31 protein-coding genes are annotated in these 24,784 nt (G+C 48.9%); 6 read left to right on the top strand and 25 right to left on the bottom strand.

The annotated features are described in order from the left end of the window. Positions 1–7 precede the first annotated feature (7 nt). The gene (locus tag NSMM_RS07460) at positions 8–427 is read left to right on the top strand and encodes a YqaA family protein (RefSeq protein WP_090286152.1); all 420 of its coding nucleotides are present in this window, start codon (positions 8–10) and stop codon (positions 425–427) included. Here the strand turns inward: NSMM_RS07460 and grxD are convergent. The 4 genes from grxD to hemA form a co-directional block, all read right to left on the bottom strand. Continuing rightward, positions 420–728, bottom strand: coding sequence for a Grx4 family monothiol glutaredoxin (grxD, locus tag NSMM_RS07455; RefSeq protein WP_090286150.1), 309 nt, complete (start codon positions 726–728; stop codon positions 420–422). The two genes, NSMM_RS07460 and grxD, sit on opposite strands and share 8 nt — an antisense overlap. A gap of 132 nt (positions 729–860) precedes the next feature. After that, positions 861–1,694, bottom strand: a complete 834-nt coding sequence (prmC, locus tag NSMM_RS07450) for a peptide chain release factor N(5)-glutamine methyltransferase (RefSeq protein ID WP_090286148.1) — start codon at positions 1,692–1,694, stop codon at positions 861–863. Positions 1,695–1,730: 36 nt separating this feature from the next. Beyond that, entirely contained in the window at positions 1,731–2,810 is a 1,080-nt protein-coding gene (gene prfA / locus NSMM_RS07445) for a peptide chain release factor 1 (protein ID WP_090286146.1), read from the bottom strand. Further along, the gene (gene hemA, locus NSMM_RS07440) at positions 2,807–4,060 is read right to left on the bottom strand and encodes a glutamyl-tRNA reductase (protein WP_090286144.1); all 1,254 of its coding nucleotides are present in this window, start codon (positions 4,058–4,060) and stop codon (positions 2,807–2,809) included. Before hemA ends, prfA begins: the two co-directional genes overlap by 4 nt. Positions 4,061–4,240: 180 nt before the next feature. Between hemA and ispB the strand changes: the two genes are divergently transcribed. Together ispB and NSMM_RS15600 are read left to right on the top strand one after the other, a co-directional pair. After that, entirely contained in the window at positions 4,241–5,209 is a 969-nt protein-coding gene (gene ispB / locus NSMM_RS07435; protein ID WP_090286141.1) for an octaprenyl diphosphate synthase, read from the top strand. 290 nt (positions 5,210–5,499) lie between these two features. Beyond that, positions 5,500–5,676, top strand: a complete 177-nt coding sequence (locus NSMM_RS15600; RefSeq protein WP_176753888.1) for a hypothetical protein — start codon at positions 5,500–5,502, stop codon at positions 5,674–5,676. 187 nt (positions 5,677–5,863) lie between these two features. Here the strand turns inward: NSMM_RS15600 and NSMM_RS07430 are convergent, their stop codons facing one another. From NSMM_RS07430 to NSMM_RS07350, 18 genes are all read right to left on the bottom strand, one after another. Further along, on the bottom strand, positions 5,864–6,061 hold the full coding sequence (locus tag NSMM_RS07430) for a hypothetical protein (protein ID WP_090286139.1): 198 nt from the start codon (positions 6,059–6,061) through the stop codon (positions 5,864–5,866). 189 nt (positions 6,062–6,250) lie between these two features. Further along, entirely contained in the window at positions 6,251–6,718 is a 468-nt protein-coding gene (msrA, locus tag NSMM_RS07425) for a peptide-methionine (S)-S-oxide reductase MsrA (RefSeq protein WP_090286137.1), read from the bottom strand. Positions 6,719–6,814: 96 nt separating this feature from the next. Further along, on the bottom strand, positions 6,815–7,123 hold the full coding sequence (locus NSMM_RS07420) for a c-type cytochrome (protein ID WP_090286135.1): 309 nt from the start codon (positions 7,121–7,123) through the stop codon (positions 6,815–6,817). Between the two features lie 140 nt (positions 7,124–7,263). Next, positions 7,264–7,452: a hypothetical protein gene (locus NSMM_RS15150; RefSeq protein WP_143001891.1), complete on the bottom strand. Its 189-nt coding sequence runs from the start codon at positions 7,450–7,452 to the stop codon at positions 7,264–7,266. A gap of 100 nt (positions 7,453–7,552) precedes the next feature. Further along, positions 7,553–8,341 carry an alkaline phytoceramidase gene (locus NSMM_RS07415; protein WP_245654723.1) on the bottom strand — a complete coding sequence of 263 codons (789 nt, stop codon included), beginning with the start codon at positions 8,339–8,341 and terminating at the stop codon, positions 7,553–7,555. Positions 8,342–8,380: 39 nt separating this feature from the next. Continuing rightward, on the bottom strand, positions 8,381–9,835 hold the full coding sequence (locus tag NSMM_RS07410; protein WP_090286133.1) for a catalase: 1,455 nt from the start codon (positions 9,833–9,835) through the stop codon (positions 8,381–8,383). Between the two features lie 83 nt (positions 9,836–9,918). Continuing rightward, on the bottom strand, positions 9,919–10,806 hold the full coding sequence (locus NSMM_RS07405) for a F0F1 ATP synthase subunit gamma (RefSeq protein WP_090286132.1): 888 nt from the start codon (positions 10,804–10,806) through the stop codon (positions 9,919–9,921). Continuing rightward, on the bottom strand, positions 10,799–12,334 hold the full coding sequence (locus tag NSMM_RS07400; RefSeq protein ID WP_090286130.1) for an alternate F1F0 ATPase, F1 subunit alpha: 1,536 nt from the start codon (positions 12,332–12,334) through the stop codon (positions 10,799–10,801). Before NSMM_RS07400 ends, NSMM_RS07405 begins: the two co-directional genes overlap by 8 nt. Before the next feature lie 2 nt (positions 12,335–12,336). Next, complete coding sequence (locus tag NSMM_RS07395; protein ID WP_090286128.1) at positions 12,337–13,161, bottom strand: F0F1 ATP synthase subunit B family protein; 825 nt, start codon at positions 13,159–13,161, stop codon at positions 12,337–12,339. A 3-nt stretch (positions 13,162–13,164) separates the two neighbouring features. Then, a complete protein-coding gene (locus NSMM_RS07390) occupies positions 13,165–13,446 on the bottom strand; it encodes a F0F1 ATP synthase subunit C (protein ID WP_090286126.1) in 282 nt (93 codons plus the stop codon). Positions 13,447–13,661: 215 nt separating this feature from the next. After that, a complete protein-coding gene (locus NSMM_RS07385) occupies positions 13,662–14,357 on the bottom strand; it encodes a F0F1 ATP synthase subunit A (protein WP_090286124.1) in 696 nt (231 codons plus the stop codon). After that, the gene (locus tag NSMM_RS07380; RefSeq protein WP_090286122.1) at positions 14,347–14,691 is read right to left on the bottom strand and encodes an ATP synthase subunit I; all 345 of its coding nucleotides are present in this window, start codon (positions 14,689–14,691) and stop codon (positions 14,347–14,349) included. The genes NSMM_RS07385 and NSMM_RS07380 overlap by 11 nt, the downstream gene beginning before the upstream one ends. Further along, entirely contained in the window at positions 14,684–15,013 is a 330-nt protein-coding gene (locus NSMM_RS07375; RefSeq protein WP_090286120.1) for an AtpZ/AtpI family protein, read from the bottom strand. Before NSMM_RS07375 ends, NSMM_RS07380 begins: the two co-directional genes overlap by 8 nt. Then, on the bottom strand, positions 15,006–15,395 hold the full coding sequence (locus tag NSMM_RS07370; RefSeq protein ID WP_218121040.1) for a F0F1 ATP synthase subunit epsilon: 390 nt from the start codon (positions 15,393–15,395) through the stop codon (positions 15,006–15,008). The genes NSMM_RS07375 and NSMM_RS07370 overlap by 8 nt, the downstream gene beginning before the upstream one ends. Continuing rightward, positions 15,385–16,827 carry a F0F1 ATP synthase subunit beta gene (atpD, locus tag NSMM_RS07365; protein ID WP_090286332.1) on the bottom strand — a complete coding sequence of 481 codons (1,443 nt, stop codon included), beginning with the start codon at positions 16,825–16,827 and terminating at the stop codon, positions 15,385–15,387. The genes NSMM_RS07370 and atpD overlap by 11 nt, the downstream gene beginning before the upstream one ends. A gap of 221 nt (positions 16,828–17,048) precedes the next feature. Beyond that, entirely contained in the window at positions 17,049–17,351 is a 303-nt protein-coding gene (locus tag NSMM_RS07360) for a DUF2254 family protein (RefSeq protein ID WP_281200900.1), read from the bottom strand. A gap of 57 nt (positions 17,352–17,408) precedes the next feature. Further along, positions 17,409–17,588: a DUF2254 family protein gene (locus NSMM_RS17045; RefSeq protein ID WP_090286115.1), complete on the bottom strand. Its 180-nt coding sequence runs from the start codon at positions 17,586–17,588 to the stop codon at positions 17,409–17,411. A gap of 273 nt (positions 17,589–17,861) precedes the next feature. Next, complete coding sequence (locus tag NSMM_RS07350) at positions 17,862–20,246, bottom strand: phosphoketolase family protein (protein WP_090286113.1); 2,385 nt, start codon at positions 20,244–20,246, stop codon at positions 17,862–17,864. A 688-nt stretch (positions 20,247–20,934) separates the two neighbouring features. On the opposite strand from NSMM_RS07350, the gene hemP reads away from it, so the two are divergent. The 3 genes from hemP (at position 20,935) to NSMM_RS07330 (ending at position 22,510) form a co-directional block, all read left to right on the top strand. Then, positions 20,935–21,132, top strand: coding sequence for a hemin uptake protein HemP (hemP, locus tag NSMM_RS07340; RefSeq protein WP_090286109.1), 198 nt, complete (start codon positions 20,935–20,937; stop codon positions 21,130–21,132). 168 nt (positions 21,133–21,300) lie between these two features. Beyond that, positions 21,301–21,996, top strand: a complete 696-nt coding sequence (locus NSMM_RS07335) for a DUF2325 domain-containing protein (protein ID WP_090286107.1) — start codon at positions 21,301–21,303, stop codon at positions 21,994–21,996. A 157-nt stretch (positions 21,997–22,153) separates the two neighbouring features. Next, positions 22,154–22,510 carry a hypothetical protein gene (locus NSMM_RS07330; protein ID WP_090286105.1) on the top strand — a complete coding sequence of 119 codons (357 nt, stop codon included), beginning with the start codon at positions 22,154–22,156 and terminating at the stop codon, positions 22,508–22,510. 2 nt (positions 22,511–22,512) lie between these two features. Here NSMM_RS07330 and NSMM_RS07325 read toward each other — a convergent pair whose 3' ends face one another. From NSMM_RS07325 to NSMM_RS07315, 3 genes are read right to left on the bottom strand one after another with little or no spacing between them, the layout of a single operon-like run. Further along, a complete protein-coding gene (locus NSMM_RS07325; RefSeq protein WP_090286103.1) occupies positions 22,513–23,253 on the bottom strand; it encodes a 2,3-bisphosphoglycerate-dependent phosphoglycerate mutase in 741 nt (246 codons plus the stop codon). A gap of 6 nt (positions 23,254–23,259) precedes the next feature. Further along, the gene (locus NSMM_RS07320) at positions 23,260–24,324 is read right to left on the bottom strand and encodes a fatty acid desaturase family protein (protein ID WP_090286101.1); all 1,065 of its coding nucleotides are present in this window, start codon (positions 24,322–24,324) and stop codon (positions 23,260–23,262) included. Between the two features lie 10 nt (positions 24,325–24,334). Continuing rightward, positions 24,335–24,778, bottom strand: a complete 444-nt coding sequence (locus NSMM_RS07315) for an HIT family protein (protein WP_090286099.1) — start codon at positions 24,776–24,778, stop codon at positions 24,335–24,337. Positions 24,779–24,784: the final 6 nt, after the last annotated feature.

The raw sequence follows: 24,784 nt of genomic DNA, 5'->3' as shown, positions 1-24,784 counted from the left end.
CATTCGCATGACAGAAGATGCCAGCCTGCTCACCCTCTTTATCAGCAGCTTTCTTGCAGCAACCTTATTGCCGGGTGGTTCAGAGGCGGTACTGGTTGGCGTTCTGCTTGCCTACCCGGAACTACTCTGGCCAGCACTGAATATTGCGACACTGGGTAATACTCTGGGTGGGTTGAGCTCTTACCTGATTGGCCGCCTGCTACCTGATGAGGAAGCTTTATCCAGGAAAATAGGCCGCCACGTGTACGGCCTGGAATGGACTCGCCGTCATGGCGCCCCAATTTTATTGCTTTCGTGGGCACCACTGATCGGCGATATATTATGTGTAGCTGCCGGATGGCTGCGTATCTACTGGCCTCCGGCCTTATTATTTATTGCTGTTGGTAAATTTGCACGTTATTGGCTGATCGCCATGGCCATCAATTAGTCAGCAGTTTTTGCAATTCTCCATTCTGAAACATTTCAGACATAATATCCGACCCACCTACAAACTCACCCTTGACATACAGCTGTGGAATAGTAGGCCAACTGGAGAATTCCTTGATTCCCTGGCGAACTCCGGAATCAGCAAGCACATCTACTGCATAAATATCCTCTACCCCGCAGGCTTTCAGTATCTGCACCGCATTGGCAGAAAAACCGCATTGCGGCTGATCCGGGGTTCCTTTCATAAACAGTACTACAGGATGAGCGCTTATTTGTTGCTCAATCGAATCAATCACATCCATATCAATTACTCCTCAAGTTTCATTCAATATTAGTATTTCTCTGTATTTGAATACTGCACCCAGCTAAGCTATCTTACACATAATATTTTCACCTGCAATAGTTCTATACAAACAGGATGTATTCAAGATACGTCACCTGAATATCGATTGGCAGTATCCACCGCTCACCCGATCGATTTGTGCAAAATCCGATTGACGGATCAATTCTGTAAACCCGGCAGCTGTCAGTAATTGACGACAGGCTGCTGCCTGATCATACCCATGTTCGAACAACAACCATCCACCTTGATGTAGAAATTGCGGTGCCTGTGAAATAATTTTACGCAGGCAACTTAATCCATCATGCTCGGCTACCAGAGCCAGCATGGGTTCAAAGCGCAAATCACCCTGTTGAAGGTGTGGGTCAGCACTGGCAATATAAGGTGGATTAGCAACGATCCCGTCAAATCTTATTGCTCCGAGAGCCGCATACCAATTACTTGCTACAAAATCAATATTACTGACCGAAAGCCGCCCGGCATTTCTGCGAGCAAGTAAAAGCGCGTTGATTGAAATATCGAGCGCAAAAACATGAACATGAGGACGATGCCTGGCAATAGTGATGGCAATCGCTCCGCTACCCGTTCCCAGATCAAGAATATTACAGGGATGATTGACCGGAATCATCGCCAGCACTGTTTCTATCAACAGCTCGGTTTCAGGACGCGGAATCAATACATCTGACGTAACTTCAAAGATAAGATCATAAAATCCCTGTTTGCCAGTCAGATAGGCAACCGGAACACCCGCTGCCCGCTTGGTCATCAATTCATGAAAAGCCTGCGTTTGCTCCGCAGTCAGTAAATAATCGGGATGTGCGACCAAAAATGCTGCGTTGACATCAAGAACATGTTGCAACAACCAGCTGATATCCAGCCGCTCAAGCTTATCGGTCCATCGCCGCAGTTCTCCTGCGATTGTCGCCATATCAGGCTGTATAACCCTTATCGCTGGATTAGCCGGCTAATTGTCTGTAATCGCAGCTAGTTGTGCCGCTTGATGTTCGGCAACCAATGCAGCACATAGTTCCTCCAAATCGCCGTCCATAATTTGATCCATCTTGTACAGTGTCAGATTGATACGGTGATCGGTCACCCGCCCCTGTGGAAAATTATAAGTGCGAATCCGCTCGGAACGCTCTCCAGTACCAACCAGAGATTTGCGGGTAGCCGCCTGCTCGGCTTGTTGCGCCTGCATCTGCTTGTCCTGAATACGAGCAGCCAGAATACTCAGTGCCTGCGCCTTATTTTTATGTTGGGAGCGCCCTTCCTGACATTCAACCACAATACCAGTAGGCAAATGAGTAATGCGCACTGCCGAGTCAGTTTTGTTGATATGCTGACCGCCAGCACCAGATGCCCGGAATGTATCAATCCTCAACTCAGCCGGATTCAACGTAACCTGCGCTAATTCATCAGCTTCAGGAATGACAGCGACCGTACAAGTGGAAGTATGAACACGACCCTGTGTTTCGGTAACAGGAACGCGCTGAACTCGATGTGCACCCGACTCGAATTTCAGTCTGGAATAGGCACCTCTGCCAAGGATCCGCGCGATGATCTCCTTGTACCCTCCCATTTCCGAGGGATTCTGTGAAACAATCTCAACCTGCCAACCCTGGCGTTCCGCAAAACGAGTGTACATCCGGAACAAATCTCCAGCAAAAAGCGCAGATTCATCCCCGCCCGTGCCCGCACGAATTTCGAGAAAAATATTACGCTCATCATTCGGGTCCTTGGGCAACAATTGTTTCAATAATGCCGTTTCAAGATCAATAAGTTTCTGCTTACCCTCTTCTATTTCAGTCTCGGCATAATCCCGCATTTGAGGATCCAAGCTTATTTCTTTGGCAGCAGCGATATCACCTTCGGTCTGATGATAGCAACGATAAAGATCAACAACTGGTGTAATTTCCGCTCGTTCACGGGAAAGATTGCGCAAGTTGTCCAGATTGCTAGCGATCTTTTCGCTACTCAGCAGCCGATCCAGCTCTTCCAAGCGTGTACTCAACCGAGTAAGCTGCTCAATAATACCTTTATTCATTCCGAATGATGCAGTTGATATAACCGATTGACCAACTCGACGAGCTGCTCGCGCTCGCTATCCGAAGCATTATTTAGCGCAGTTGAAGGAAGGTGTAAAAACTTATTGGTCAGCCCACTACTCAGAGATTCGAGCACCTTGATGGGGTTTTCTCCCTTTGCCAGCAACTTGTGCGCCCGATCCAACTCATGGCGGCGATGCCGCTCCGCATGATCTCGTAACGCCCGAATAGTCGGTACGGTCTGGCGCGCGGATACCCAGCGCATGAAATCGCTTACATTGGATTCTATTATGTTCTCAGCCTCGGTAACGGCACTCTGGCGATTATCCAGTCCTTCTTTGACAATATCGGCAAGATCATCCACATAATACAAAAATACATCATCTAATTCTGCAACTTCCTGCTCCACATCCCGTGGCACAGCCAGATCAATGATAAAAATCGGACGATGCTTGCGTAATTTAATGGCTCGCTCCAGCATACCTTTGCCGAGTATGGGCAACGGACTGGCGGTACAGGTCACTACGATGTCATGCAATGCGAGTTGTTCCGGCAATTCACCCAGCGAGATCGGTTGCGCATTAAAGCGGTGAGATAACAGCTCGGCGCGTTCGATCGTGCGGTTAGCTACCGTCACACTAGCCGGACGCTTGGCAACGAAATGTGCTGCACATAATTCAATCATTTCACCAGCGCCGATAAACAGTACGCGTTGCTCGCTGATGTCGCCAAAAATCCTCTCTGCCAGACGCGCTGCTGCCGCTGCCATTGATACCGAACAGGCTCCTATCTCCGTAGAAGTACGAACTTCCTTAGCCACAAAGAATGTTCGCTGGAAAGTTTTATGCAGCAACAAACCCAGCGTGCCCGCTGCTTCGGCTGATTTAACCGCATTTTTCATTTGCCCCAGTATTTGCGGTTCACCCAACACCATCGAATCAAGCCCACTAGCCACGCGAAATGCATGTTTCACGGCCTGATCGCGAGTTAACTTATAAAGATAAGGCTCAAGGTCTCCTGGTTGAAGGCGATGGAAATTTGCCAGCCAGTTGACGGCCTGTTCCGGTGCATCGGTATTGCAGTAAATCTCGGTACGATTGCAAGTAGAGACAATTGCCGCTTCTTTGACCGGACGATGTCCAACCAGATCATGAAGTGCATGCTGCATAGACTCCTGCGGGAAAGCAACATGCTCACGAATGTCCAAAGGTGCCGTATGATGATTGATACCAAAAGCAAAAAGTTGCATGGAGTTTTTCCCGATAAGGCAATGCTTAAAGCCGCTAATTATAACGGAACTTTTGACAGCATGACTCAATGGAAGTTACAACACGTAAGCGGTTTCCAGTTATTTTTCAGTTATAACTGATTCTGACTTGACACCAATGACATGACGTTTCTACCATAGCGATTTCTTCAGGGAGCAATTGTGTCAATCGAGTCAATCAGAAGCTTTATTGCCGAGGACATGGGTGATGTTGATACCGTGATTCGGCAGAAGCTCCATTCGCATGTTGCACTTATACGGCAAGTTAGTGAATATATTATTAACAGCGGTGGAAAACGCTTGCGTCCAGCGCTGGTAGTTTTATCAGCAGGGGTATTCGGTTATTCAGGATCTTCCCATCATGTACTGGCGGCTGTCGTTGAATTTATCCATACCGCCACGCTGCTCCACGATGATGTAGTCGATGATTCCAGTATGCGACGCAATCACGCCACCGCCAATGCGTTATTTGGTAATGCTGCCAGCGTACTGGTTGGTGATTTTTTGTATTCACGCGCATTTCAGATGATGGTGGAAATTCAGAACATGCGGGTTATGGAGGTACTGGCAGATGCGACCAACACTATTGCTGAAGGCGAGGTATTGCAACTACTTAACTGTCGCGACCCTGATGTAGAAGAAGAAAATTATCTTCGGGTCATTCGTTTCAAAACGGCCAAGCTGTTTGAGGCAGCTGCACGCCTGGGTGCCATTCTGGGAGGTGCTTCAATAGCAGAAGAAAGCGCTCTGGCTGCATATGGCATGCACTTAGGTACAGCGTTCCAGCTGGTGGACGATCTGCTCGATTATTCAGGCGACAATCATGATACTGGCAAGAATCTTGGCGACGATCTGGCAGAGGGCAAACCCACTCTGCCACTCATTTTCGCAGTGCGCACCGGAAACGCTCATCAGACTGATACGATCCGGCGTGCAATTGAGACGGGTGGAGCGGATGGATTTGAACCGGTATTACAGATCATTCAGGAAACGGGAGCATTGGATTATGCGAGGCAATGCGCGCAGAAAGAATCCGGGATGGCTCTTGCGGCAATAGAGACAATCTCTGATTCTGCCTATAAACAATGTTTAACTCAACTAGCCGACTTCGCCGTCAACCGCAATCATTGATTTGCAGAATTGAAGTCAGCATAATGAAAATGTTTATAAAACCACCTGTCGCCTGAATGTCAGGCGCGATATTGTATACGGGAAAATATCGCGCCGGGCCAGGTAGTGCTGCATTCGGACAACGGCAACCCGACTAAGGGCGCAGCGTTGTTGACTTCCCTGCAAGCATTGGGGGTGACACCATCATTCAGCCGCCAGGTGGTGGGTCGGTATGTTTGTACAATGGTACAACCTGAACATCGTCACACTTCGTAACACCGGCAGAACGCCGCGCCAACCTGGATACCGAGTTGCTGCAGAAGCGTGCCAATGCATATGAAGAAGCGAAGAAGAAGTATCCAGAACGCCGGAGCGACGGTACTCGGAACTGGCAGCCGGTTCGCGTCGTTCATTTAAACCCGGATCAACGCGTTCCCGAAAAAATCGACCAAAAGGAGGCTAGTTTAGAACTCACAAAGACAGCATAAATCTATACGTTCAGGCGACGGCCAACTTGACAACGACCGGTCAATTCTATTGAACTACATCACCCAGCTGGTTATCCGGCTGCATGCCTTCCGCATATAACACACCGCTGCAGTTCATGAGCAGATGCAGCTTGCCTATTCGATCTTTCAAGGCATGGGAAATTTGTGCGATTGTGAGATTCGCCCGTCACAAACTCAACTGCTTGGCATGTTGACACATTAACGCGTGCACATCCGGGATTTTGTGCGTACGGTAGGCCGCGCTCACCCGGTATCCTGTCACGAGTAACCGACGGGTGACAGCAAAACCGACACCACCACTTGCACCAATTATTGCCACATTTTTTGAAATAGAATCTGAAAAGAAACCATCATATTGATTCATCAGATTTACGGATTAAAGCAGGCGGGTTTGAATCAAATTCGCATTGCCCGGAAATTTTTTATCAGATGAACAGATGGAAGTAGAGCGGTTGATTCAGGAAGACTTCAGCCCGGAATAGGCCACCAATCAGCTCAGTACAAGGTTCTTCCGCTAGATGCGATAACCCAAAATCAGAAAAATCCAAACTTTTTAGTGCCCATGCCCATGTTTTTCGAAATAGCACTGATGGTAAGCCTCCGCTGGATAAAACCGAGAAGCAGGCAGAATTTCAGTAACTATCTGATTACGCCATCGGCCGCTTTGCTGCAGCTGATCGCGGCTGATTTTTGCCTCTGTCTGCTGCTCTGGGGTATGGCAAAAAATGGCCGAACGGTACTGGGTACCGATATCAGGACCTTGGCGATTGAGTGTAGTAGGATCATGACATTCCCAGAATACCTTCAGTAAATCCCGGAACGCTAGAACAGCAGAATCGTACTCGACCAACACTACCTCGGCATGTCCGGTACCGCCGCCACAGACATCTCCATAACTTGGATTTTCAGTCTTTCCGCCCGCATAACCGCAGGTAGTTGCCGTCACTCCAGGAATCTCACGAAAAACAGCTTCTACCCCCCAGAAACAGCCAGCGCCAAAAATGATTTTGTCTGTTGTCATTATTTCTGAAATTTCATTACTATAAGAAAACACAGTTGAATTAAAAAAGCCGATACTTGGTACGGTATCGGCTTTCCATGTACCCTGAAGATCAGTTTACTTGAGTGACAGAATCCATTCAGCCAGCGCTTTAGCATCGTCATCGCTGACGTTGACATTCGGCGGCATTGGGATGTTTCCCCAAACACCACTGCTGCCATTTTTGATTTTGGCAGCCAGTTGATCAGCAGCGCCGTCTACACCGGCGTACTTCGCAGCAACATCCTTGAGAGCTGGGCCAACTACTTTCATTTCAACCTGATGACAGGCAGTACAATTATTTTTTTGAGCCAGCTCAGCGCTTGCCTGAGCAACACCTGCCGTCAATAGAACAGCAGCGAATGTACCTAACCAAACTGTTTTCATAGATATTTTCCTTTTTTTAAAGATTAAGGGATTATCATTTTACTCTGAAGCTTGCGACTTTGCAGTAGTTCCTTCCGGGTTAGCGCTTCACCAGCATAAAGCTACTTTTGCGCACGCCGTTTCTCGCGTTCCCGTTCTGCTCAGCGCACAGTGACGTTAGGCAGGATAATCCGACAAAAGTTCTCGTTACCCTTGTGATTTTCATGCACGCTATCAACGATGGTTATTTCATCCGTTTTTCTGTCCAGCTGCTGCAATAAATACAATAAATGGAGATACCAGGTGTCGATCATTTTCCCAGAACAGCGGATACTTGTGCTAAGAAGCATTCATTACCCAGCGCAAAACTTCTATTTGTCACCCGCCGTTTTATCCACGAGCCCCGGTTCCAATTTATAACGGAGCTGCTCGTGATGAGCCACAGTATGGTCATGCACTCTTCCGACTATCCGCACGTAATCTGAGCATTCTTATTAACCAATAAACGCCCATTGCTGCCAGCAGGTGTTTGAGCGTATGACCGCTTACGATTCCACTTATATGGTAAATGGGTTCATCAAATATTTCGGCAACTTTGGCAAGGCCGTACCAGCCCAATACACCATACAGGTCGTGTGCGCGACTGTAGCGGGACGGATAAAATCCCACCAGCAGGGCAATCAGCAGCAATGCACCAAATTGCACGGCGATATAGTAATTGAGGTTACCCGCACCCTGCTGTTCGCTCCAATACCAGTACACCACACTGGCCGCGCCGAATGATACGAATGCGATCAGCAGCAGATTGGGCCGTTTGAGGGGAATACGTTCGAGCGACACGGCTGCGAGCAGCGCCATCATGCCGATAGCAATCGGCAGTCTGTCCCACAATAAGCTGATGTTATCCGGTGACCAGTGATAATAGACAGAACCAGGAAAGACCAACAGTGTGCTGAGAAACACCAACTGATAGGCAGAATAAACGCTGGTTGAGTCGGTTTTTCGGTCACGCTGCTTGTCATGCCGGAGAAAAATAATGCCTGCTGCACCAATCAACAGGAAAGGAAGATTGGAAGCGACATCCCAAAAATTGGGAATTCCCAGAAAACTGCGCTGGTTAGCAAATGCGTGATAAAGCTGTGACTGCGCAACGGGTGGCATGATCATTGCCACCATCAACAAGATCAGGCCATATCCCCAGAAAAATACGTTGCCGTGACGCAAAACCGTTTTTGTCATTTACCCTATCATGTGTCCGGAAATTGCTGAAAATGATTGCTATAGATATTCCGACGCAGCAATTCCCAGCGCGTCGGCAATACCTTTTCCGTAGGCAAGGTCTGCCTGGTGGCAGTGCCGGATATGGCGAATCTGAATTTCCCGGGGTGCACTACCGATACTTCTGGCGGTATTCTCAAACAGAAGTTGGCGTTTTTCACCGCTCATCAGCCTGAACAGGTTCCCCGGCTGAGTGAAATAATCGTTGTCCTCACGGTGATCCCAGTGATCAGCCGCGCCTTGCAGTGCCAGTGGTAACTCCCGGAATTCAGGCTGCTCCTGCCATTCCTGCTGATCATTGGGCTCATAGCCAAGTGTGCCGCCGTAATTGCCATCAACACGCATCTGACCATCGCGATGATAGCTGTGCACCGGGCAGCGCGGGGCGTTGACCGGGATAAGGTGATGATTCACCCCAAGACGATAACGCTGTGCATCGCCATACGCAAACAGCCGTCCCTGCAACATTCTGTCAGGTGAAAACCCAATACCAGGCACCACGTTGGCCGGATTGAAGGCCGATTGTTCTACCTCGGCAAAAAAGTTTTCCGGATTACGGTTCAATTCCAGTACTCCCACTTCGATCAACGGGTAATCACTATGCGGCCAGATTTTGGTGAGATCGAACGGATTATAGGGTACCTTGGCGGCATCCGCCTCCGGCATGATCTGCACCGCAAATGTCCATTTTGGAAAATTACCCTTCTCCAGATTTTCGTACAGATCGCGCTGATGGCTTTCCCTGTCCTTTCCAATGAGCACCTCAGCCTCGGCGTCCGTCAGATTCCTGATTTCCTGCTGAGTTTTGAAATGGAATTTCACCCAGTACCGTTCATTGCGGGCATTAATAAAACTGAACGTATGGCTACCAAAGCCATGCATGTGCCGGTAAGATGCGGGTATGCCACGATCGCTCATGACAATGGTGATCTGATGCAAGGCTTCCGGCAGGGATGTCCAGAAATCCCAGTTGCTTTTGGCGCTGCGCAGATTGGTGCGCGGATCGCGCTTGACCGCATGATTCAGGTCCGGAAATTTCAGCGGATCGCGCAGGAAAAATACCGGCGTATTGTTACCCACCATATCCCAGTTACCTTCCTCGGTATAAAATTTCAGCGCAAAACCGCGAATATCCCGCTCCGCATCCGCCGCCCCGCGCTCACCCGCCACCGTGGTAAAGCGGGCAAACACTTCGGTTTTTTTGCCAATCTGTGAAAAGAGCCTGGCGCGGGTGTAACGGGTAATATCATGGGTCACCGTGAACACGCCATAAGCGCCGGAACCTTTGGCGTGCATGCGGCGCTCCGGAATGACTTCGCGGTCGAAATGCGCAAGCTTTTCCAGGAACCAGACATCCTGCAGTAATTGCGGTCCTCTTGGGCCGGCCGTCATGACATTCTGATTATCCGCTACCGGACAACCTGCGGTAGTCGTCAGTTTTTTATCGCTGCTCATTGCTGGAGCCCTTCGTCAGATTAATTATGTAATTAAAGTCTATCATGACTTTAATTCTGCGTTCATCTTGATCCTTTGAGCTGTCACTGCGATTTTGTTAGTGCTTCGAAGCCCGATACAACATCGAATAACTCTCCGTCGATGTCACTTTGGCGTAAGCGGTGAAATAACCGATTCAGTTCCTCCTGCAATTCGTCGATATTTTTTTCAGCACGCTGCATTGCTGCCAAACGACTCGCGTTTTCACTTGCCAACGATTCAGCGCAAGCCCTGAAAAGTGAAACAAAAAGATACTCACGAATGAGCGCCTGCAATACTTGCTTCCCATTATTTATAACTTCGGGTAAATTTTGGGTCGGCCAGCGAATGGTAGCCAGGCTATGTCGCCACGCTTCGTCCAACGGCAGCAATTGTTGACTCACGGGTGCATAAATCGCGCCAGACCGGGGGCGATTATGAAAAATATAAACTTGAGTGATCTTGCCTTTTTCACGTTGCGATTCCATTTCAATCAGAATCTGCCCTACCAGCGGCGTAATTGCGTTAATTGAATTTGGCAGAATAAAATTCTCCACTGGTGACAGGTCAGTTTCGGCAAGGCGCGACTGAATACGCTCACCGACCGCCCATACCATTCTTACGTCAGGTAAATTTCTCAGTGTATTCATGACAAACTCTACTATCACGTCATTAAATTGACCAACCAGTCCCTGGTCAGAACCAAATACAATTACGCCAGTCGCCCCTGCTTCCCTCTGCGCTACTGGATGCACGGTAAAAGACAATTTATCCTGTCGGAAATACGTGATCAAGCCCAGTTGCACGGTTCGATAGTAATCATCCAGCGCACGCACCGCATTCTCATACTGTCCAATATTTGAAGCAGCCATGGTCTTCATTGTGCGCACGACAGAACCAAGCTTTCCAGCACTGACGATCTTGTGGCGCAAGCTCGCAACGCTATCACTCATGACTTTCTAGTTGAAAGTGTGCGAGTGAATTGCTCACAATCCGGGTAATCGTTGCCCGATCTTCATCACTTAATTTTTTAGCAGTATCAAATCGCGAACGCACTTCGACTGGAATATCCGCTGCAGCTGCATAGACCGCTTGCTCGGCATCGACCATCTGATCAAGCGGCACGTTGTCAAAATGATCTGCGGTCAATGCCATCAGCACGGCAATTTGTGCGGCCACGGAAACCGGTGTGAACTCAGGTTGCTTGAGGCAGGCTCGGATTCGCAGACCATGCGTAATGATTTTGCGCGTGTCTTCATCCAGGCGAGCGCCGAAGCGGGCAAAAGTCTCAAGCTCCTCAAACTGCGCGTAAGCGAGTTTAAGATCACCCGCAACCGCACGGTACGCAGCCAGTTGAGCTTTGCCTCCAACGCGCGAAACAGATTTGCCTACGTCAACTGCAGGTAGCACACCCAATGCAAATAGCGATGGTGAAAGGTATATCTGTCCGTCCGTAATGGAAATCAGGTTAGTTGGAATATAGGCAGAAATGTCCTGTGCTTCCGTTTCGATAATTGGCAGTGCTGTTAGCGATCCGCCACCAAATTCGGGGCGCAAATGCGTTGCGCGTTCCAGCAATCGCGAGTGGATGTAAAAAATATCACCTGGAAAAGCTTCCCTGCCGGGTGGGCGGCGCAGCAGAAGAGACAGTTCGCGATAGGCACGTGCATGATGCGTAAGGTCATCGTAAACGATCAGCACATCACGACCTTGTTCCATGAAATATTCTGCGATACTTGTTGCAGCATACGGTGCAATGTAAGCAAGGCCAGGCGGATCGTTGCCTTCGGTGACGACTACAACCGTATAATCCATCGCACCTTTTTCCCGCAGCGTAGCGATTACTTTCGCCACGCCTGATGCGCGTTGGCCTATGGCGCAATAAACACACAGCACATTCTGGTCTCGTTGATTGAGTATCGTATCGAGTGCAATTGCGGTTTTACCGGTCTGCCGGTCACCGAGGATCAGCTCACGTTGGCCGCGACCTACTGGAATGAGTGCATCGATGACCTTGATCCCGGTTTGCAAGGGTGCACTAACGGGCGCACGATCCATGATGGCTGCAGAAGGTCGTTCGACCGGCAAACGTCCACTGAAATCGAGCCTGCCTTTGCCGTCCAGAGGACGACCCATTGGGTTGATAATCCGCCCGACCAATCCATCTCCCACCGGTACGTCAATCACATGCCCCCGACGTTCGACTTCATCGCCTGCTTGCAATTCCCAGTAATGTCCAAGTAGCACGACGCCAATTTCATCTTCATCAACGTTGAATGCGATGCCGTATACACCATTTGGAAACTTCAGGATCTCCTCAAAACCAACACCTGGCAAACCGGCGACCTTGGCGATACCAGTGCCGATACTGGTGATCGTGCCTATTTCCCGGTGCTTCAGGTCTGGTACAAAGGATTCACGTGCTTGACCTATTCCAGTAAAGACTCGGTCAAAAACATTTTTGAGGTTATCGGACTCCATCACTATTCGCTCTTTGCCTGGGAATCAGACTCTGTTTTAGCCTTAGGCTTGACTTCCAACTGAATCCCGTCTCTATCTTTCAAAAGTTCATCGATACTCTCTTCCAGCGAAGCGAGATAACTCGCAATACTCCATGCCACTTTTCGTCCATTTGCGACAAGCTCAATACCGCTAATCAGGTCTGGCGCGGTCTCGAACTTGACCGCCTTCTCCTCGCCCAGCACTCCATTGATTGTGGTTTCAATAGCAGCGCACTGCTCTGTTGATAAGGTGAAAGCAGTGCGTATAAGCAACGGGTCGACTGATGCTTTAAAAACCAATTTCAAATCAGCCATCTCTCCATCATCAAGCTCACGTAGACGGTCAAGGAAAACGGCTGTCACACGGTCTTCAAGGGTTGTGTCAGCGAGATCAATAAGTGTCTTACGGGCAATGGCAAACACTTCCTCTCGGGCGCGATGACTGAGTGCTTCATTCAGGTTGTGCCGCTCATTCTTTAGCGTCACCTGCAACTGCGCGCGCAAATCGCTTGACTCTTGTCGTGCTGCATCAAGTAGCTGTGCTCGTTCTGCGCTTACCGCTTCCGCGACCTGATTCATTCGCTCAATGCGTTGCTTATCAAAATCCTCATTTTTTTGCTGGAATGCATCACGCTCCTTCTGAGCCTCCATCTTTTTCGCATCAGCATCTGCGAGTTTTGCGGCGATTCGTTGCTCACGTGCATCAATTGCGGTGAGAATAGGCTTGTACAGAAAGCGCTTCAACAACCACACCAGAATAAGAAAATTAATGATTTGCGCAACAACAGTAAACCAATCAATCAGCATGACTTATTGGCCTGCGGTCTGGGCAATGAAGTGATTCCAGAATGGATTGGCAAAAATTAGAATCATTGACACCACAAAACAGTAGATGGCAGTAGATTCGATCATCGCCAAGCCCACGAATAGTGTGCGAGTGATGGTAGCCGAAGCATCCGGCTGCTGGGCTAACGAGGTCAACGCCGTTGCCACTGCCTTGCCTTCCCCAAGTGCTGGCCCAAGGGCTCCGATGGCAATGGTCAAGCCAGCAGTGATAATTGATGCTACCGCGATGATAGTCATACTGTCCATAATATCTCCTTTGGTTATCGTAATGAACGTTTTAAAGACATTTCTAAGCACTCATATTTGCGAATATATCCTTTGGAGATTGTCTGCTTGATTCGTCTCCTCACAATACTTTGTTGCTCATAGAAAATGCTTCCTTATATATCAAGTATAGGTGACGTCAGTTTTTATGCACGCCCGGTCTTGTTTACAAGCTCGAGCCTTTATTTAGGACAGCGCTAATGCTTTGTTTCTGAAGAGGGTCTGGATTGACGAGCTTGTGAGGCAGCAGCAATATAGACCGTCGCCAGAATACTGAAAATGTAGGCTTGCACCATACCAGTTAATAATCCCAGTGCATTCATGACGATTGGGAAGATGAAAGGTGTAACCGTCAATAAAATGGCAAGAATTAATGTGCCACTCATCATGTTGCCAAACAGACGGATTGCGAGCGCGAGCGTGCGTGAAATTTCACTGATGATATTGAATGGCAGCATGATAACCATTGGCTTTAGGTAAGCTTGAAAGTATTTGCTCAATCCGTTTTCCTCAATACCGAACAGCGGTACTGCGACGAACACACAGATCGCCAACGCTGCTGTGGTGGAAAGAGAGCCGGTTGGCGGTTCATAGCCAGGCACAATCGTAAACAAACTCGCCATGGCAACAAACAGAAACAAGGTGCCCAGAAAGCTGAGATGCTTTTGCGGGTCGTTAAGACCCACTTCTCTAATTTGCTGATTGATGCCAGTAACAATGATTTCCAGCAAATTCTGCCAGCGGGAGCGTTGTAACTTGGTGGAGAGTCTGCGTGTAATCAGTCTTGAGCTGATCACCAGTACGAGCATCAATCCCCAAGTGTAGACGATGGTGGCGTTAAGTTTGAAGAAGCCAAATTGCCAGAAAATGATTTGGTCGGGGCTAAGATGCATGGCCTGCTTTCTCTGACGGCGCGTTTGATTGGCCCACTATGCGTATATACCGCAATATGATACTGCGTGCGATGATAAAACCGAGCATGCCCATGAGTAAGTGCTGCCAACTATCGCCCAGGAAAAAATAAAACCCTAATAAAACAATACTAGTTCGCAGCAGTAAGCTACCCAGAAACCAGAGCGCTACTCGTTTAATTGAGCCGAGTTTACGTACTGTCCACCAAAGTCCGGTAAAAAAAAATACACCGAGCAAGCAACCTGCTGCCAAAGCCGGTGCTAAATCTAGTATGAATGTCCCCAATATAATTGCCAGTTCAGAAAAATCATTCATTCTCATCCTCATGAATTTCTTTATCTTCCTTGATAACCCAGCGCCAGGCATTAAAGCAACCCAGACCCAGGCCGACGGCCAGCAACGCCAGCGTCCAGGAATGATCACCCGGATAGTGCTTGTCCAGCCAGAATCCAAGTGCTGCCCCGAGCAAAGTCGGTATGGTTACCGACCAGCCGATTAATCCCATCATACCAAGGCCCGACCAGACAGTTCTCGTAACATGCCGCTGCGCCCTGAGTTTTCGTGCCGCCATATCCCCAATCTGCCGACTGAATTGCTGCTTGGCCGGTTTGGCTTTCTCTTCTAATGGGTCAGTCATGATGAAAGTTTACCAGACGACGAATAAACCCACTCTCCATTTTCGCCAGCACTGAACGCACTCTTTGTTCTTGTTCGTTCAGCTGTAAAAATTCCTTCTCCACTGCTTCGCGCAATTTATCCAGGCTCATGCCACCAATTGCGTTACGTACTGAAATCAGTACACTACTGCCGGTTTTAGCTAGAACACCTTCATCAACTGCGACATATACCTCGCCGTCCGATTTGGTTTCGAAAACCAGTATCCCCGCTGACAGCGATGCAATGCAGTCAAGCCGACGCGGCAGGATCCCAAACGAGCCTCCGTGCGTCATAACAACGATGCGTAAGACATCATTTTTTTCCGCGAAAACCCTGAAAGGCAAGAGAATCTTAAGCCTCATGTGTGCTATCTGCATGGTTTTCTGCCACCTGATATTTAGCTTCAGCTTTATATTTTTCTTTTGCTTCTTCAATCGTGCCGATCATGTAAAACATACTTTCCGGATAATCAGTAAACTCATCGCGCAAGATACGCTCACAGCCATCCAGTGAATCGCTGAGGCTGACCAACTTACCCTGCAGGCCGGTAAACTGCTCAGTGGTAAAGAAAGGCTGCGTAAGAAAACGTTCTAGTCGCCGGGCACGATTGACCACTTTATGATCTTCCGTCGATAGCTGCTCCATACCCAGCATTGCGATAATATCCCTGAGTTCAGCGTATTGCGCCAATGTGCGCCGGATTTCCTGAGCAAGGGCATAATGCCGTTTACCAACGACGCCGGGTGTGGCCATCTTGGAGCCGGACTGCAGCGGGTCGATGGCGGGATAAAGCCCCTCACTGGCGCGTTTACGCGACAATACGATTGATGCAGATAGATGCGAAAAGGTATGTACCGCTGCCGGGTCGGTAAAATCGTCCGCTGGCACGTATACCGCCTGAATAGAAGTAATAGCGCCACTATCAGTATTGGCGATGCGCTCCTCCAGCTGCGACAACTCAGTACCCATAGTTGGCTGATAACCCAAGCGCGCCGGCATCTGTCCCATTAAACCCGACACCTCCATACCTGCCTGAATAAAACGAAAAATATTATCGACAAGCAACAATACATCGCGGTGTTCGTCATCACGAAAATACTCAGCCATGGTCAGAGCGGTATGGCCGACCCGAAAACGAGCACCTGGCGGTTCGTTCATCTGACCGAATACCATGACCATATTCTCCAGTACGCCCGCTGTCTTCATCTCACGATAGAGCTCCTCCCCTTCGCGGCAGCGTTCTCCGATCCCGCAAAAAATACTCACACCGGCGTGCTGACTGACCATGTTATGGATCATCTCAGTGAGTAAAACTGTTTTGCCTACGCCCGCGCCGCCAAACAAGCCAGCTTTACCGCCGCGCTCCAGCGGCAAGAGCACATCGATGACTTTAATGCCCGTCTCAAACATCTCGGACTTAGTGGAACGCCGTGCTAACGCCGGTGGCGCATGATGAATGGTGCGCCACTGAATATCTACTGGCGCTTCCTGGCGATCAATAGCATTGCCGAAAACATCGAACATGCGCGAAAGAATACCCTTGCCGACTGGAGCCTGTAACGACCCACCAGTATCTTCCACCAGCATACCCCGCGCAAGGCCTTGCGTAGGTGTCAGAGCAATACCGCGTAAGCGATGTGCATCGAGTTGTGCCAGCACCTCGATTGCAATTTTCCCCTGCAACGCGTGTAGCAAAGAATGGATAGGCGGCAAGCGTTCCTCAAATACGATATCAACAACACTGCCACGCACCGAGATGACCACTCCGACGTTTGCTACACAGGTTTTATCCACAGCAGGCTGATTCAAATTCACTAAATTGTTTACTCCCTTTTCAATGTGTAAAGCGAACGCATATTGGAATGCTGTGCCACTTGCATCAGGCGCCGTTTAATCCTTGCGGGTTAATCGTAAAACTCGCAAGAGTATCGGTAGCGCCGAGCAAATACACGATAATGGCGACATTACCTGCGGCGTTGCCTCAAACCTGATCAAACGCCTCAGTCAATTGGCCTTTAATGCCATATCAACAATCTACCTTGATACCAAGAAGGATTCTGTTCGGTCATGCGATGGCAGCCAATACTATAACTATAAGTCTCACCCAAGGCGTTCATCGTTTCCTGATCTGGGAGATATATCAACGCAAGCGAAACCAATGCGGTATCTTGCACAACGAATGCACCGACCCCATGTTCCATCCGCACGACTGTTCGTTTATCGCACGCCCAACGCAACAGCACATCATTATTGTCCATACTCTGTATATAACCGCTCTCTGCTGCTAAAGCAGCATACCGGGCTCTGCATTCAACAATGGGACAAACTGCTCGTTTCTTCGCTCTCGGCTTTATCGGGCTTATATCTCAGTATTTTCAGAAATAACCGATCAATAGGCGCAATAGTTCCCTGAGCGACAGAAGCGATATGACAAATAAAACAAATACGAAAAAAACTGCAAGGTTCGATACAAATTCTGCTTCGTCGATCCCACCGCGAATGGTGTGCAACACAATCAAACAATAAACAAAAATTCCGGCAAAAACCCCGAGCATGATCTGCAGTGATGCGACTGCACATAAAATTGCGCAAGGCGCGCGTTCTGCCCCAGCTCCGAACAGACGTGGCCACTGCGTCAGTTATTGATCGCTCCCGGCAGAGCCTATCCCGACCAGCATTACTACGAAGATAATGCTGCCTACAACCATTAGTAAAGACACAAACCAGAAGGCAAAGTGCAGATCGTATCGGTCAACTTTTAAAGCTACGAACTTGGGCAAATAATGTTCTCCATCCTATCCCCAACGACAGTTGCTCAGATCACTATTTTATTCCGACCACTTCCAGTGACGGATCTCCGGCATGTCTTCACCGTGTTTTTCTATATAAACCCTGTGGTCGAGTAGCCTGTCACGTAGAAACTGTTTGAGATAGGCAGCACGCGACCCCAGGCTTGGCACGCGGTCGATGACATCACCTACCAGATGATAGCGATCAAGATCATTTAGTACGGCCATATCAAAAGGCGTGGTAGTGGTACCGTTCTCCTTGTACCCGCGCACATGTAGTTGTGCGTGATTGGTGCGACGATAAGTCAGGCGGTGAATCAGCCAGGGGTAGCCGTGGTAAGCAAAAATGATGGGCTTATCTCGAGTGAAGAGAATATCGAAGTCTTTATCAGAAATGCCATGCGGATGCTCGCTCGGTGGTTGCAGGGTCATCAAGTTAACGATATTGATGACACGAATTTTAAGTTCCGGCAAATGCTGATGCAGTATTTTTACGGCGGCCAGTGTCTCCAGAGTCGGCACATCCCCGCAACAGGCCATGACCACATCGGGGTCTCCGTCTTCGTCGTTGCTGGCCCATTCCCAAATACCCAAGCCAGTGGTGCAGTGTTTAATCGCCGCATCCATGTCCAGCCATTGCAGCTCCAGCTGCTTGCCTGCAACAATAACGTTAACGTCATTATGGCTACGCAGGCAATGGTCGGTCACGACCAGCAATGTGTTGGCATCGGGCGGAAAATAGACACGGATGACTTCCGCTTTCTTGTTGACCACAATGTCGATAAAGCCTGGATCCTGATGACTGAAACCATTGTGATCCTGGCGCCACACGTGCGAAGATAATAAATAATTCAGCGAAGCAATGGGGCGTCGCCACGGAATGTCGCGTGTAACATCCAACCATTTGGCATGCTGATTAAACATCGAATCGACGATATGGATGAAAGCTTCATAGCTTGAGAAAAATCCATGTCGCCCGGTCAATAAGTAGCCTTCCAACCAGCCTTGACACTGATGCTCACTCAACACTTCCATCACCCGACCATCGGGTGCAACATGTTCGTCGCCGGGAAAAATCTCCGCAGTTGAACAACGATTTGTCACATCGAACACCGCACCCCAGCGGTTCGATTCAGTTTCATCCGGGCTGAAGACGCGGAAGTTGCGTGCTTCGGCATTAAGTTTAAGCACGTCGCGTATAAACTGACCCTGTACGCGCGTTGCTTCCGCTTTGACGTCACCAGGCCTGGGTATCGCAATCGCATAATCACGGAAATCGGGCATTTTCAGATCGTGCAGCAGCAGACCACCATTAGCATGTGGGTTCGCACCCATACGTCGTTCCCATTTTGGTGCTAGCTCGGATAATTCGGCCATGAGTTTGCCATGATCATCAAATAATTCTTCTGGCCGGTAACTCTTCATCCATTTTTCGAGAATTTTTAGATGCCTGGGTTTTGTTGCAAGTGCCGCAACTGGCACCTGGTGCGAGCGGAAAGTATCTTCGATAGGTTGGCCATCGACAGATTCAGGACCTGTCCAACCCTTAGGTGAGCGCAGGATGATCATCGGCCAACGCGGGCGTTCGCTGAAACCATTACTGCGTGCGTCGTGCTGAATACGCTTTATCTCGTCGATAACCGTGTCAAGTGCAGCGGCCATTAATTGGTGCATCTTTTCAGGATCATTGCCTTCGACAAAATATGGTGTGTAGCCATAGCCACGAAACAGGGCATCCAGCTCTTCGTGAGGGATGCGTGCCAGCAGGGTAGGACCAGCAATTTTGTAACCGTTCAGATGCAGAATGGGCAGCACAGCGCCGTCATGCACAGGATTGAGAAATTTATTGGAGTGCCAGCTGGTCGCCATGGGTCCGGTTTCCGCTTCACCATCGCCCACGACACAAGCCACCAGCAAATCTGGGTTGTCGAATGCCGCACCATAAGCGTGGGACAAGGCATAACCGAGTTCACCGCCTTCGTTAATAGAGCCGGGCGTTTCCGGTGCGACGTGGCTAGGAATGCCACCGGGAAAAGAAAACTGAGTGAACAGTTTTTTCATCCCCGCTTCATCCTGAGAAACATTTGGATATACCTCGCTGTACGTCCCTTCGAGATAGGTATTGGCGACCAGTGCGGGGCCGCCGTGGCCGGGTCCGGTAACATAGATCATGCTGAGATCATATTGCTGGATAACCCGGTTAAGGTGAACGTAAATGAAATTCAAACCCGGTGTGGTACCCCAGTGCCCCAGCAAACGTGGCTTGACATGCTCCAGCTTCAACGGCTCCTTGAGCAGCGGGTTGTCGTACAGATATATCTGACCAACCGACAGGTAATTGGCTGCACGCCAGTAGGCGTGCATCTTGCGCAGCAAATCCGGCGACAATGGCTTGTCCGTACGCTTAGGTTTGATCTTTGGCATTCCAGCACCTCCCTTTATTTGATTCAAAACTGCAGTAATTGGCAGACTGACTTTGCGATCATGACTTCCTCGTCAGTATGAATGACGCGCCGTGACTCGGCTGACCTTGGTGGAAATTACGCTCTCATTTTCCATGTTTTGTTTTTGGTCGATGATCATCCTGTGCTAGTGCTAGTGCTAGTGCTAGTGCTAGTGCTAGTGCTAGTGCTAGTGCTAGTGCTAGTGCTAGTGCTAGTGCATAATTATCCCGCCGCTCAGGATTGCTTTCAATCATGTTACTCAGCTTCTCAGCGGTACCACGAATAGGTTGCTGCCGCTGTTCGCGGAGAGTATCCAGATTTTTATCATAATAGCAGTCCTTAAAAATGACTCGATTGTTAATATTACAGTCTGCTGTGGGTGAAACTACGCTCAATGATAGGCTTAAAATCAACTGATAGTTGCTTGATGCAGATGTGTTCAGATTGCCCGCCGGTATTTGATTGCCGTGTAACGGTTTTAAATTGACGTTTTACGTCCCGTTTCCATAGTGTGTTACCGATGTGATTCTCACTCCATTGCGTGAAAGTTGCAAGGACGGTAACTGGATATTCACAGTTGCATCCGGAAATAATCATACTTGCACAAAATTTTTTTCTGTATATAATGAGAATCATTATCATTAACAAAATGACATGAGGAAGACAAGATGATTGAACGCACTTTGAGCTACAGCGAAAATCCAGGGCGCAGCGGGTCACTTCTACTGGAGCAACCGATTTCTTCCGTCAGATCGATCAGTAGCGAAAGCCTGCTGGCAAATGGCAACGAAGTGCTCATTAGCCATCAGGGTGAACGTTATCATCTCAAGTTGACGCGCAACAACAAACTGATACTGACAAAGTAATCCGGAATTAATCCTGAGCTGACTTACAGATTTCAATTTTTAGCAGATGCATCACGTTCTCAACCATTACCGGTAGTTTTTCTCTCCTTTCCCGGTAATGCCTTTGTGGCAAGCCAGCCCCCTCCCCTGGGGCAAGCCAGCCTTTTTTTAGATTAAGGTGGCATACCCATGAAACTGCTCAACGAAAACCTGGAGCCAGTAGTTGCCAACAGGCTCTTGCAATGCATGAATGCTGTCAATGTTTACCGAACAAACGCAACGCTTAACCAGACAGAATTACACGCTGATAAAATATTTAAAGAAATTGGACTTTTTTTTCATCGCTTGGGGAGGATTGGCAAACGCTGTCTGCGTATTCTCTCCGCAATCACAGGCAGATTACTGATAACCAGACCCGAGCATACTAATTTCGTCTGGCGCAGTCAGAAAATGTCCTGGACCAAAAGCAGCCCGCGCCCCCAACAAAATCATGCTGGGTTAGCACTTTCACCTAGAACCAGACAGCGGAAGCTGGCAGGACAATCCATTCTTTTCATAGGCGGACGCGCTGCGCTATATCCACAGTATCGATCGCTGATAGAAATGGCAGGTGGCCATCTCGTCCTGTTCCGTAAAAGTGCGCCGGATACCATGAATAATAATCTGCTGACTTGGTTACACCGCGTCAATCAGGTCATTTGCCCGGCAGACTGTATTCGCCATGAAGATTTTTTCATAGCAAGAGCTTACTGCCAGCGCACCGGTAAACCCTGCATCATGTTGGAACGCTCTGACATGAAGACGTTTGCCCATGCAGTCGACATCTTGTGCACTGATGAGTCGTTTACAACCGATCATACCGATGAAGATCAGATTGCTGCCTGATATGCCGACCCGCTGACACGCGCTTCAATAGATACCCGGTACTGAAAACAAAGACGCTCGCAATCAAATAACAAATCTGGCCTTAATTTTTTCATCAATTTGCCGTTCCGTATTTCCACGTGCGTGACGCAAACCTGAATTCTAAGGGCAAGCAAATATGAAAGGAAAAATAAGGTTCGATTACGGTTGTAATGATGGATCACCGTGTCAGGAGCTTGAAATCAATATCAGCGATGGTGAGGCTAACAAGGTTTATCGGTTAGTGGTTGAGTTTGGTAGTGAAGAGGTGGATTTTGGTATGTTTGGTACTGATGATCACGGAAATGCGAAGCTCGAATTCGCCAGCCACCCCAAATTGAACCAGGAAATAATTACTGATTACTTACCAGCAGACGAGGATGTGCGAAATATTCAACGGGTACTGGTTTACTTACAGGGTCATCCCACGATGGTGACCGAGCTGCAGCTGAATCTTTATAATCGAACACAAAAAAAATCTCCATTGCCGCTGTAATGTTATCCCTGTGTTCGAAATGACTGGCTGTCAGGCGCAGTCAAATAATAACGCCGGATGGGCTTTAGCTGAATATCCAGTTCGTAGCACAGCGGTTTTCCTGTCGTAATAGGTAGTCGTATGACCTGCCATGGCGTCAGTCCCTCCAGCTGCATCACGAGTGTCTTCAGTAAATTCTTGTGCGAAACGATCAGCAGCCGTTTACCTTGGCGTATTTCCGGAAGGATAGTGTCACGCCACAAAGGCTGCACTCTATTCATGGTTTGAAGCAGACTTTCGGCCAGCGGCAGGCACGCGCGATCTATAGACGCATAACGCATTTGGTTGGCTGGCGCACGCGGATCTTCTGTGGTCAGCATAGGTGGTATGGCATCAGAACATAGTTGGCAGCTCAGAATCGGCCAGATACCAAATTTCCGGACGGCTTCCAGACGCCGCAAACCTTCCAGCGCCCCGTAATGGCGCTCATTCAGGCGCCAGTCCCGGTAAACCGGCAGTTGATCGAGTTGCATGGCGGATTGAATCAGTGCCAGGGTGTGTTGCGCACGCTTGAGCTCTGAAGTAAAACAGACATCAAAAGTAAAGCCACATTGTTTGAGGATGCTCCCTGCCTGTTTGGCTTCAACCTCTCCGCGCACGCTGAGCGCAACATCACTCCAGCCAGTGAAACGCCCCTCATGATTCCAGATACTCTGACCATGGCGCAGCAACACCAGGCGAGTTAAAGCCTGATCTGTCGACATACAGGTTTATTCCTGCCTGATGGCTTTCTTGCTGGATGAGGAGTGTGAAGCTTCCTGCCAGATACAGCCAAGAGCACTCCATAAGCCGTGGCGACTGGTCTGCTGAATCGCCGGATTATCCTGGAATGCCTCCGACAGACGTCTTTGTGCTTCGCCCAGATTGTGGTAAGGCATACTCATGAAAAGATGGTGAGTAGCGTGATAGCGTAACCCGACCGGTGCCCATAGCGCAGTTAACCAATTCCCAGGCACGTTGATAGAATCCATATACTGTTCAACAAGCGTCAGTGGACGATTATCGTTATGACGATAAGCGTGAGCGGCGAGTGTGCGCAATGAGTTAAAAATGAAAACCATGACAGCAATTGCATACCAGAGTACCAGTAACTGGTATGGGAAAAAACCCAGCAAGACACAGGTGATGACGGTAACAGCAAACAGGAAGGTTGCAAATTCCTGCAAGCGCCAATTTTGATCGTTGCGAACCGTATCTTGTTCACGCTGATAAGCGGGGTTGATTGTTAATGAAGATGCGTGCTTCCAGACAATTTTTCGGAGTGTCGGACTCATATACGATAGGGGTGTCAGCACTAAAAAGCGCGTCACCAGCAACAGCGGCAACAGCAAGGACAGTAGCACATAGCCCACCATCTTCACCGGGCGCTGTGTGGCAAAGGGCAGATATTCCCCGTCCTTGCCAGTACCATAAACCCCGGGTTTGTGGTGCTCATAGTGCACACCATCGTAAGTAAAGGACGGAATCATGAATGGGATGCCGCAGGTGAGATTCCATACTAACCGGAACAGTCTGAAAGTACCGCGCTCAAGATGGGCAAGCTCATGCACAAAAATAGCGGCGCGGTAAAAAGCGAATACTGCGATGAAATAAGCTACGATCTGCCAGATCGACCACATGGGTGCCCGCAGCACTGCGAATAGCGCCACCCAGCCTATGATGTTATGCAACAGAAAATCTGACCAATAAATGAGCGGATTGGGTTTCATCAAATCACGCATCAATGCGCGTGCTTCATATAAAGGGAAATTTGACGGTGAATCTTGGTTAGTCATGGTTTATCGATCACTCCCAGCAGGACAGGAGTTTTTCCTTGAGTAGCTGGTTGATGGCGATATCGGTCGGATTAACTCTGTCTAGTGCTGGTTGCCCCGGCCAGCCAGTATCTATAAATGTCAACCCGTTGAATTGCCGGTCTTGTGCATAACGAGGGATAACGTGAAAATGTACATCCGGGTCGACCATCATCAGCATCAGGTAATTAAGTTTATCGTACTGAAATGCCTTTTTCAGAGCTGATTCGATTTGACCCGTCACAAGTTGTAGTTCTGCAAAACTTGTAGAGCTGAGTGCCGAAAAAGCCTGAACGGGCTCATGCGCAATCAGAACCAATGCACCCAGTGTTGGCTGTGCCGGGCGCAGCAGCACACTCCAGCAACCGGACTGATGGATAATGCTATCCGGCGCACCAAATTTCTGCATGGTGGCGTTAAGAATTTTTACACCCATAATCTG

The organism is Nitrosomonas mobilis, assembly GCF_900103035.1.
Classification (GTDB): domain Bacteria; phylum Pseudomonadota; class Gammaproteobacteria; order Burkholderiales; family Nitrosomonadaceae; genus Nitrosomonas; species Nitrosomonas mobilis.
This window is presented reverse-complemented; position numbering and strand designations above follow the sequence as displayed.

Coding starts and splice junctions, on each gene's coding strand:
- NSMM_RS07395 (WP_090286128.1), bottom strand. CDS start 13,161: ATGCTGATTGATTGGTTTACTGTTGTTGCGCAAATCATTAATTTTCTT.
- NSMM_RS07460 (WP_090286152.1), top strand. CDS start 8: ATGACAGAAGATGCCAGCCTGCTCACCCTCTTTATCAGCAGCTTTCTT.
- NSMM_RS07430 (WP_090286139.1), bottom strand. CDS start 6,061: ATGAATCAATATGATGGTTTCTTTTCAGATTCTATTTCAAAAAATGTG.
- hemA (WP_090286144.1), bottom strand. CDS start 4,060: ATGCAACTTTTTGCTTTTGGTATCAATCATCATACGGCACCTTTGGAC.
- NSMM_RS07415 (WP_245654723.1), bottom strand. CDS start 8,341: ATGACAAAAACGGTTTTGCGTCACGGCAACGTATTTTTCTGGGGATAT.
- NSMM_RS17045 (WP_090286115.1), bottom strand. CDS start 17,588: ATGCTCGGGGTTTTTGCCGGAATTTTTGTTTATTGTTTGATTGTGTTG.
- grxD (WP_090286150.1), bottom strand. CDS start 728: ATGGATGTGATTGATTCGATTGAGCAACAAATAAGCGCTCATCCTGTA.
- NSMM_RS07375 (WP_090286120.1), bottom strand. CDS start 15,013: ATGACTGACCCATTAGAAGAGAAAGCCAAACCGGCCAAGCAGCAATTC.
- NSMM_RS07410 (WP_090286133.1), bottom strand. CDS start 9,835: ATGAGCAGCGATAAAAAACTGACGACTACCGCAGGTTGTCCGGTAGCG.
- NSMM_RS07370 (WP_218121040.1), bottom strand. CDS start 15,395: ATGAGGCTTAAGATTCTCTTGCCTTTCAGGGTTTTCGCGGAAAAAAAT.
- msrA (WP_090286137.1), bottom strand. CDS start 6,718: ATGACAACAGACAAAATCATTTTTGGCGCTGGCTGTTTCTGGGGGGTA.
- NSMM_RS07315 (WP_090286099.1), bottom strand. CDS start 24,778: ATGGGTGTAAAAATTCTTAACGCCACCATGCAGAAATTTGGTGCGCCG.
- NSMM_RS07330 (WP_090286105.1), top strand. CDS start 22,154: ATGAAAGGAAAAATAAGGTTCGATTACGGTTGTAATGATGGATCACCG.
- NSMM_RS07335 (WP_090286107.1), top strand. CDS start 21,301: ATGAAACTGCTCAACGAAAACCTGGAGCCAGTAGTTGCCAACAGGCTC.
- NSMM_RS07405 (WP_090286132.1), bottom strand. CDS start 10,806: ATGAGTGATAGCGTTGCGAGCTTGCGCCACAAGATCGTCAGTGCTGGA.
- prmC (WP_090286148.1), bottom strand. CDS start 1,694: ATGGCGACAATCGCAGGAGAACTGCGGCGATGGACCGATAAGCTTGAG.
- NSMM_RS07400 (WP_090286130.1), bottom strand. CDS start 12,334: ATGGAGTCCGATAACCTCAAAAATGTTTTTGACCGAGTCTTTACTGGA.
- hemP (WP_090286109.1), top strand. CDS start 20,935: ATGATTGAACGCACTTTGAGCTACAGCGAAAATCCAGGGCGCAGCGGG.
- NSMM_RS07420 (WP_090286135.1), bottom strand. CDS start 7,123: ATGAAAACAGTTTGGTTAGGTACATTCGCTGCTGTTCTATTGACGGCA.
- NSMM_RS15150 (WP_143001891.1), bottom strand. CDS start 7,452: ATGCTTCTTAGCACAAGTATCCGCTGTTCTGGGAAAATGATCGACACC.
- NSMM_RS07350 (WP_090286113.1), bottom strand. CDS start 20,246: ATGCCAAAGATCAAACCTAAGCGTACGGACAAGCCATTGTCGCCGGAT.
- NSMM_RS07380 (WP_090286122.1), bottom strand. CDS start 14,691: ATGAATGATTTTTCTGAACTGGCAATTATATTGGGGACATTCATACTA.
- NSMM_RS07390 (WP_090286126.1), bottom strand. CDS start 13,446: ATGGACAGTATGACTATCATCGCGGTAGCATCAATTATCACTGCTGGC.
- NSMM_RS07325 (WP_090286103.1), bottom strand. CDS start 23,253: ATGTCGACAGATCAGGCTTTAACTCGCCTGGTGTTGCTGCGCCATGGT.
- NSMM_RS07320 (WP_090286101.1), bottom strand. CDS start 24,324: ATGACTAACCAAGATTCACCGTCAAATTTCCCTTTATATGAAGCACGC.
- NSMM_RS07385 (WP_090286124.1), bottom strand. CDS start 14,357: ATGCATCTTAGCCCCGACCAAATCATTTTCTGGCAATTTGGCTTCTTC.
- prfA (WP_090286146.1), bottom strand. CDS start 2,810: ATGAATAAAGGTATTATTGAGCAGCTTACTCGGTTGAGTACACGCTTG.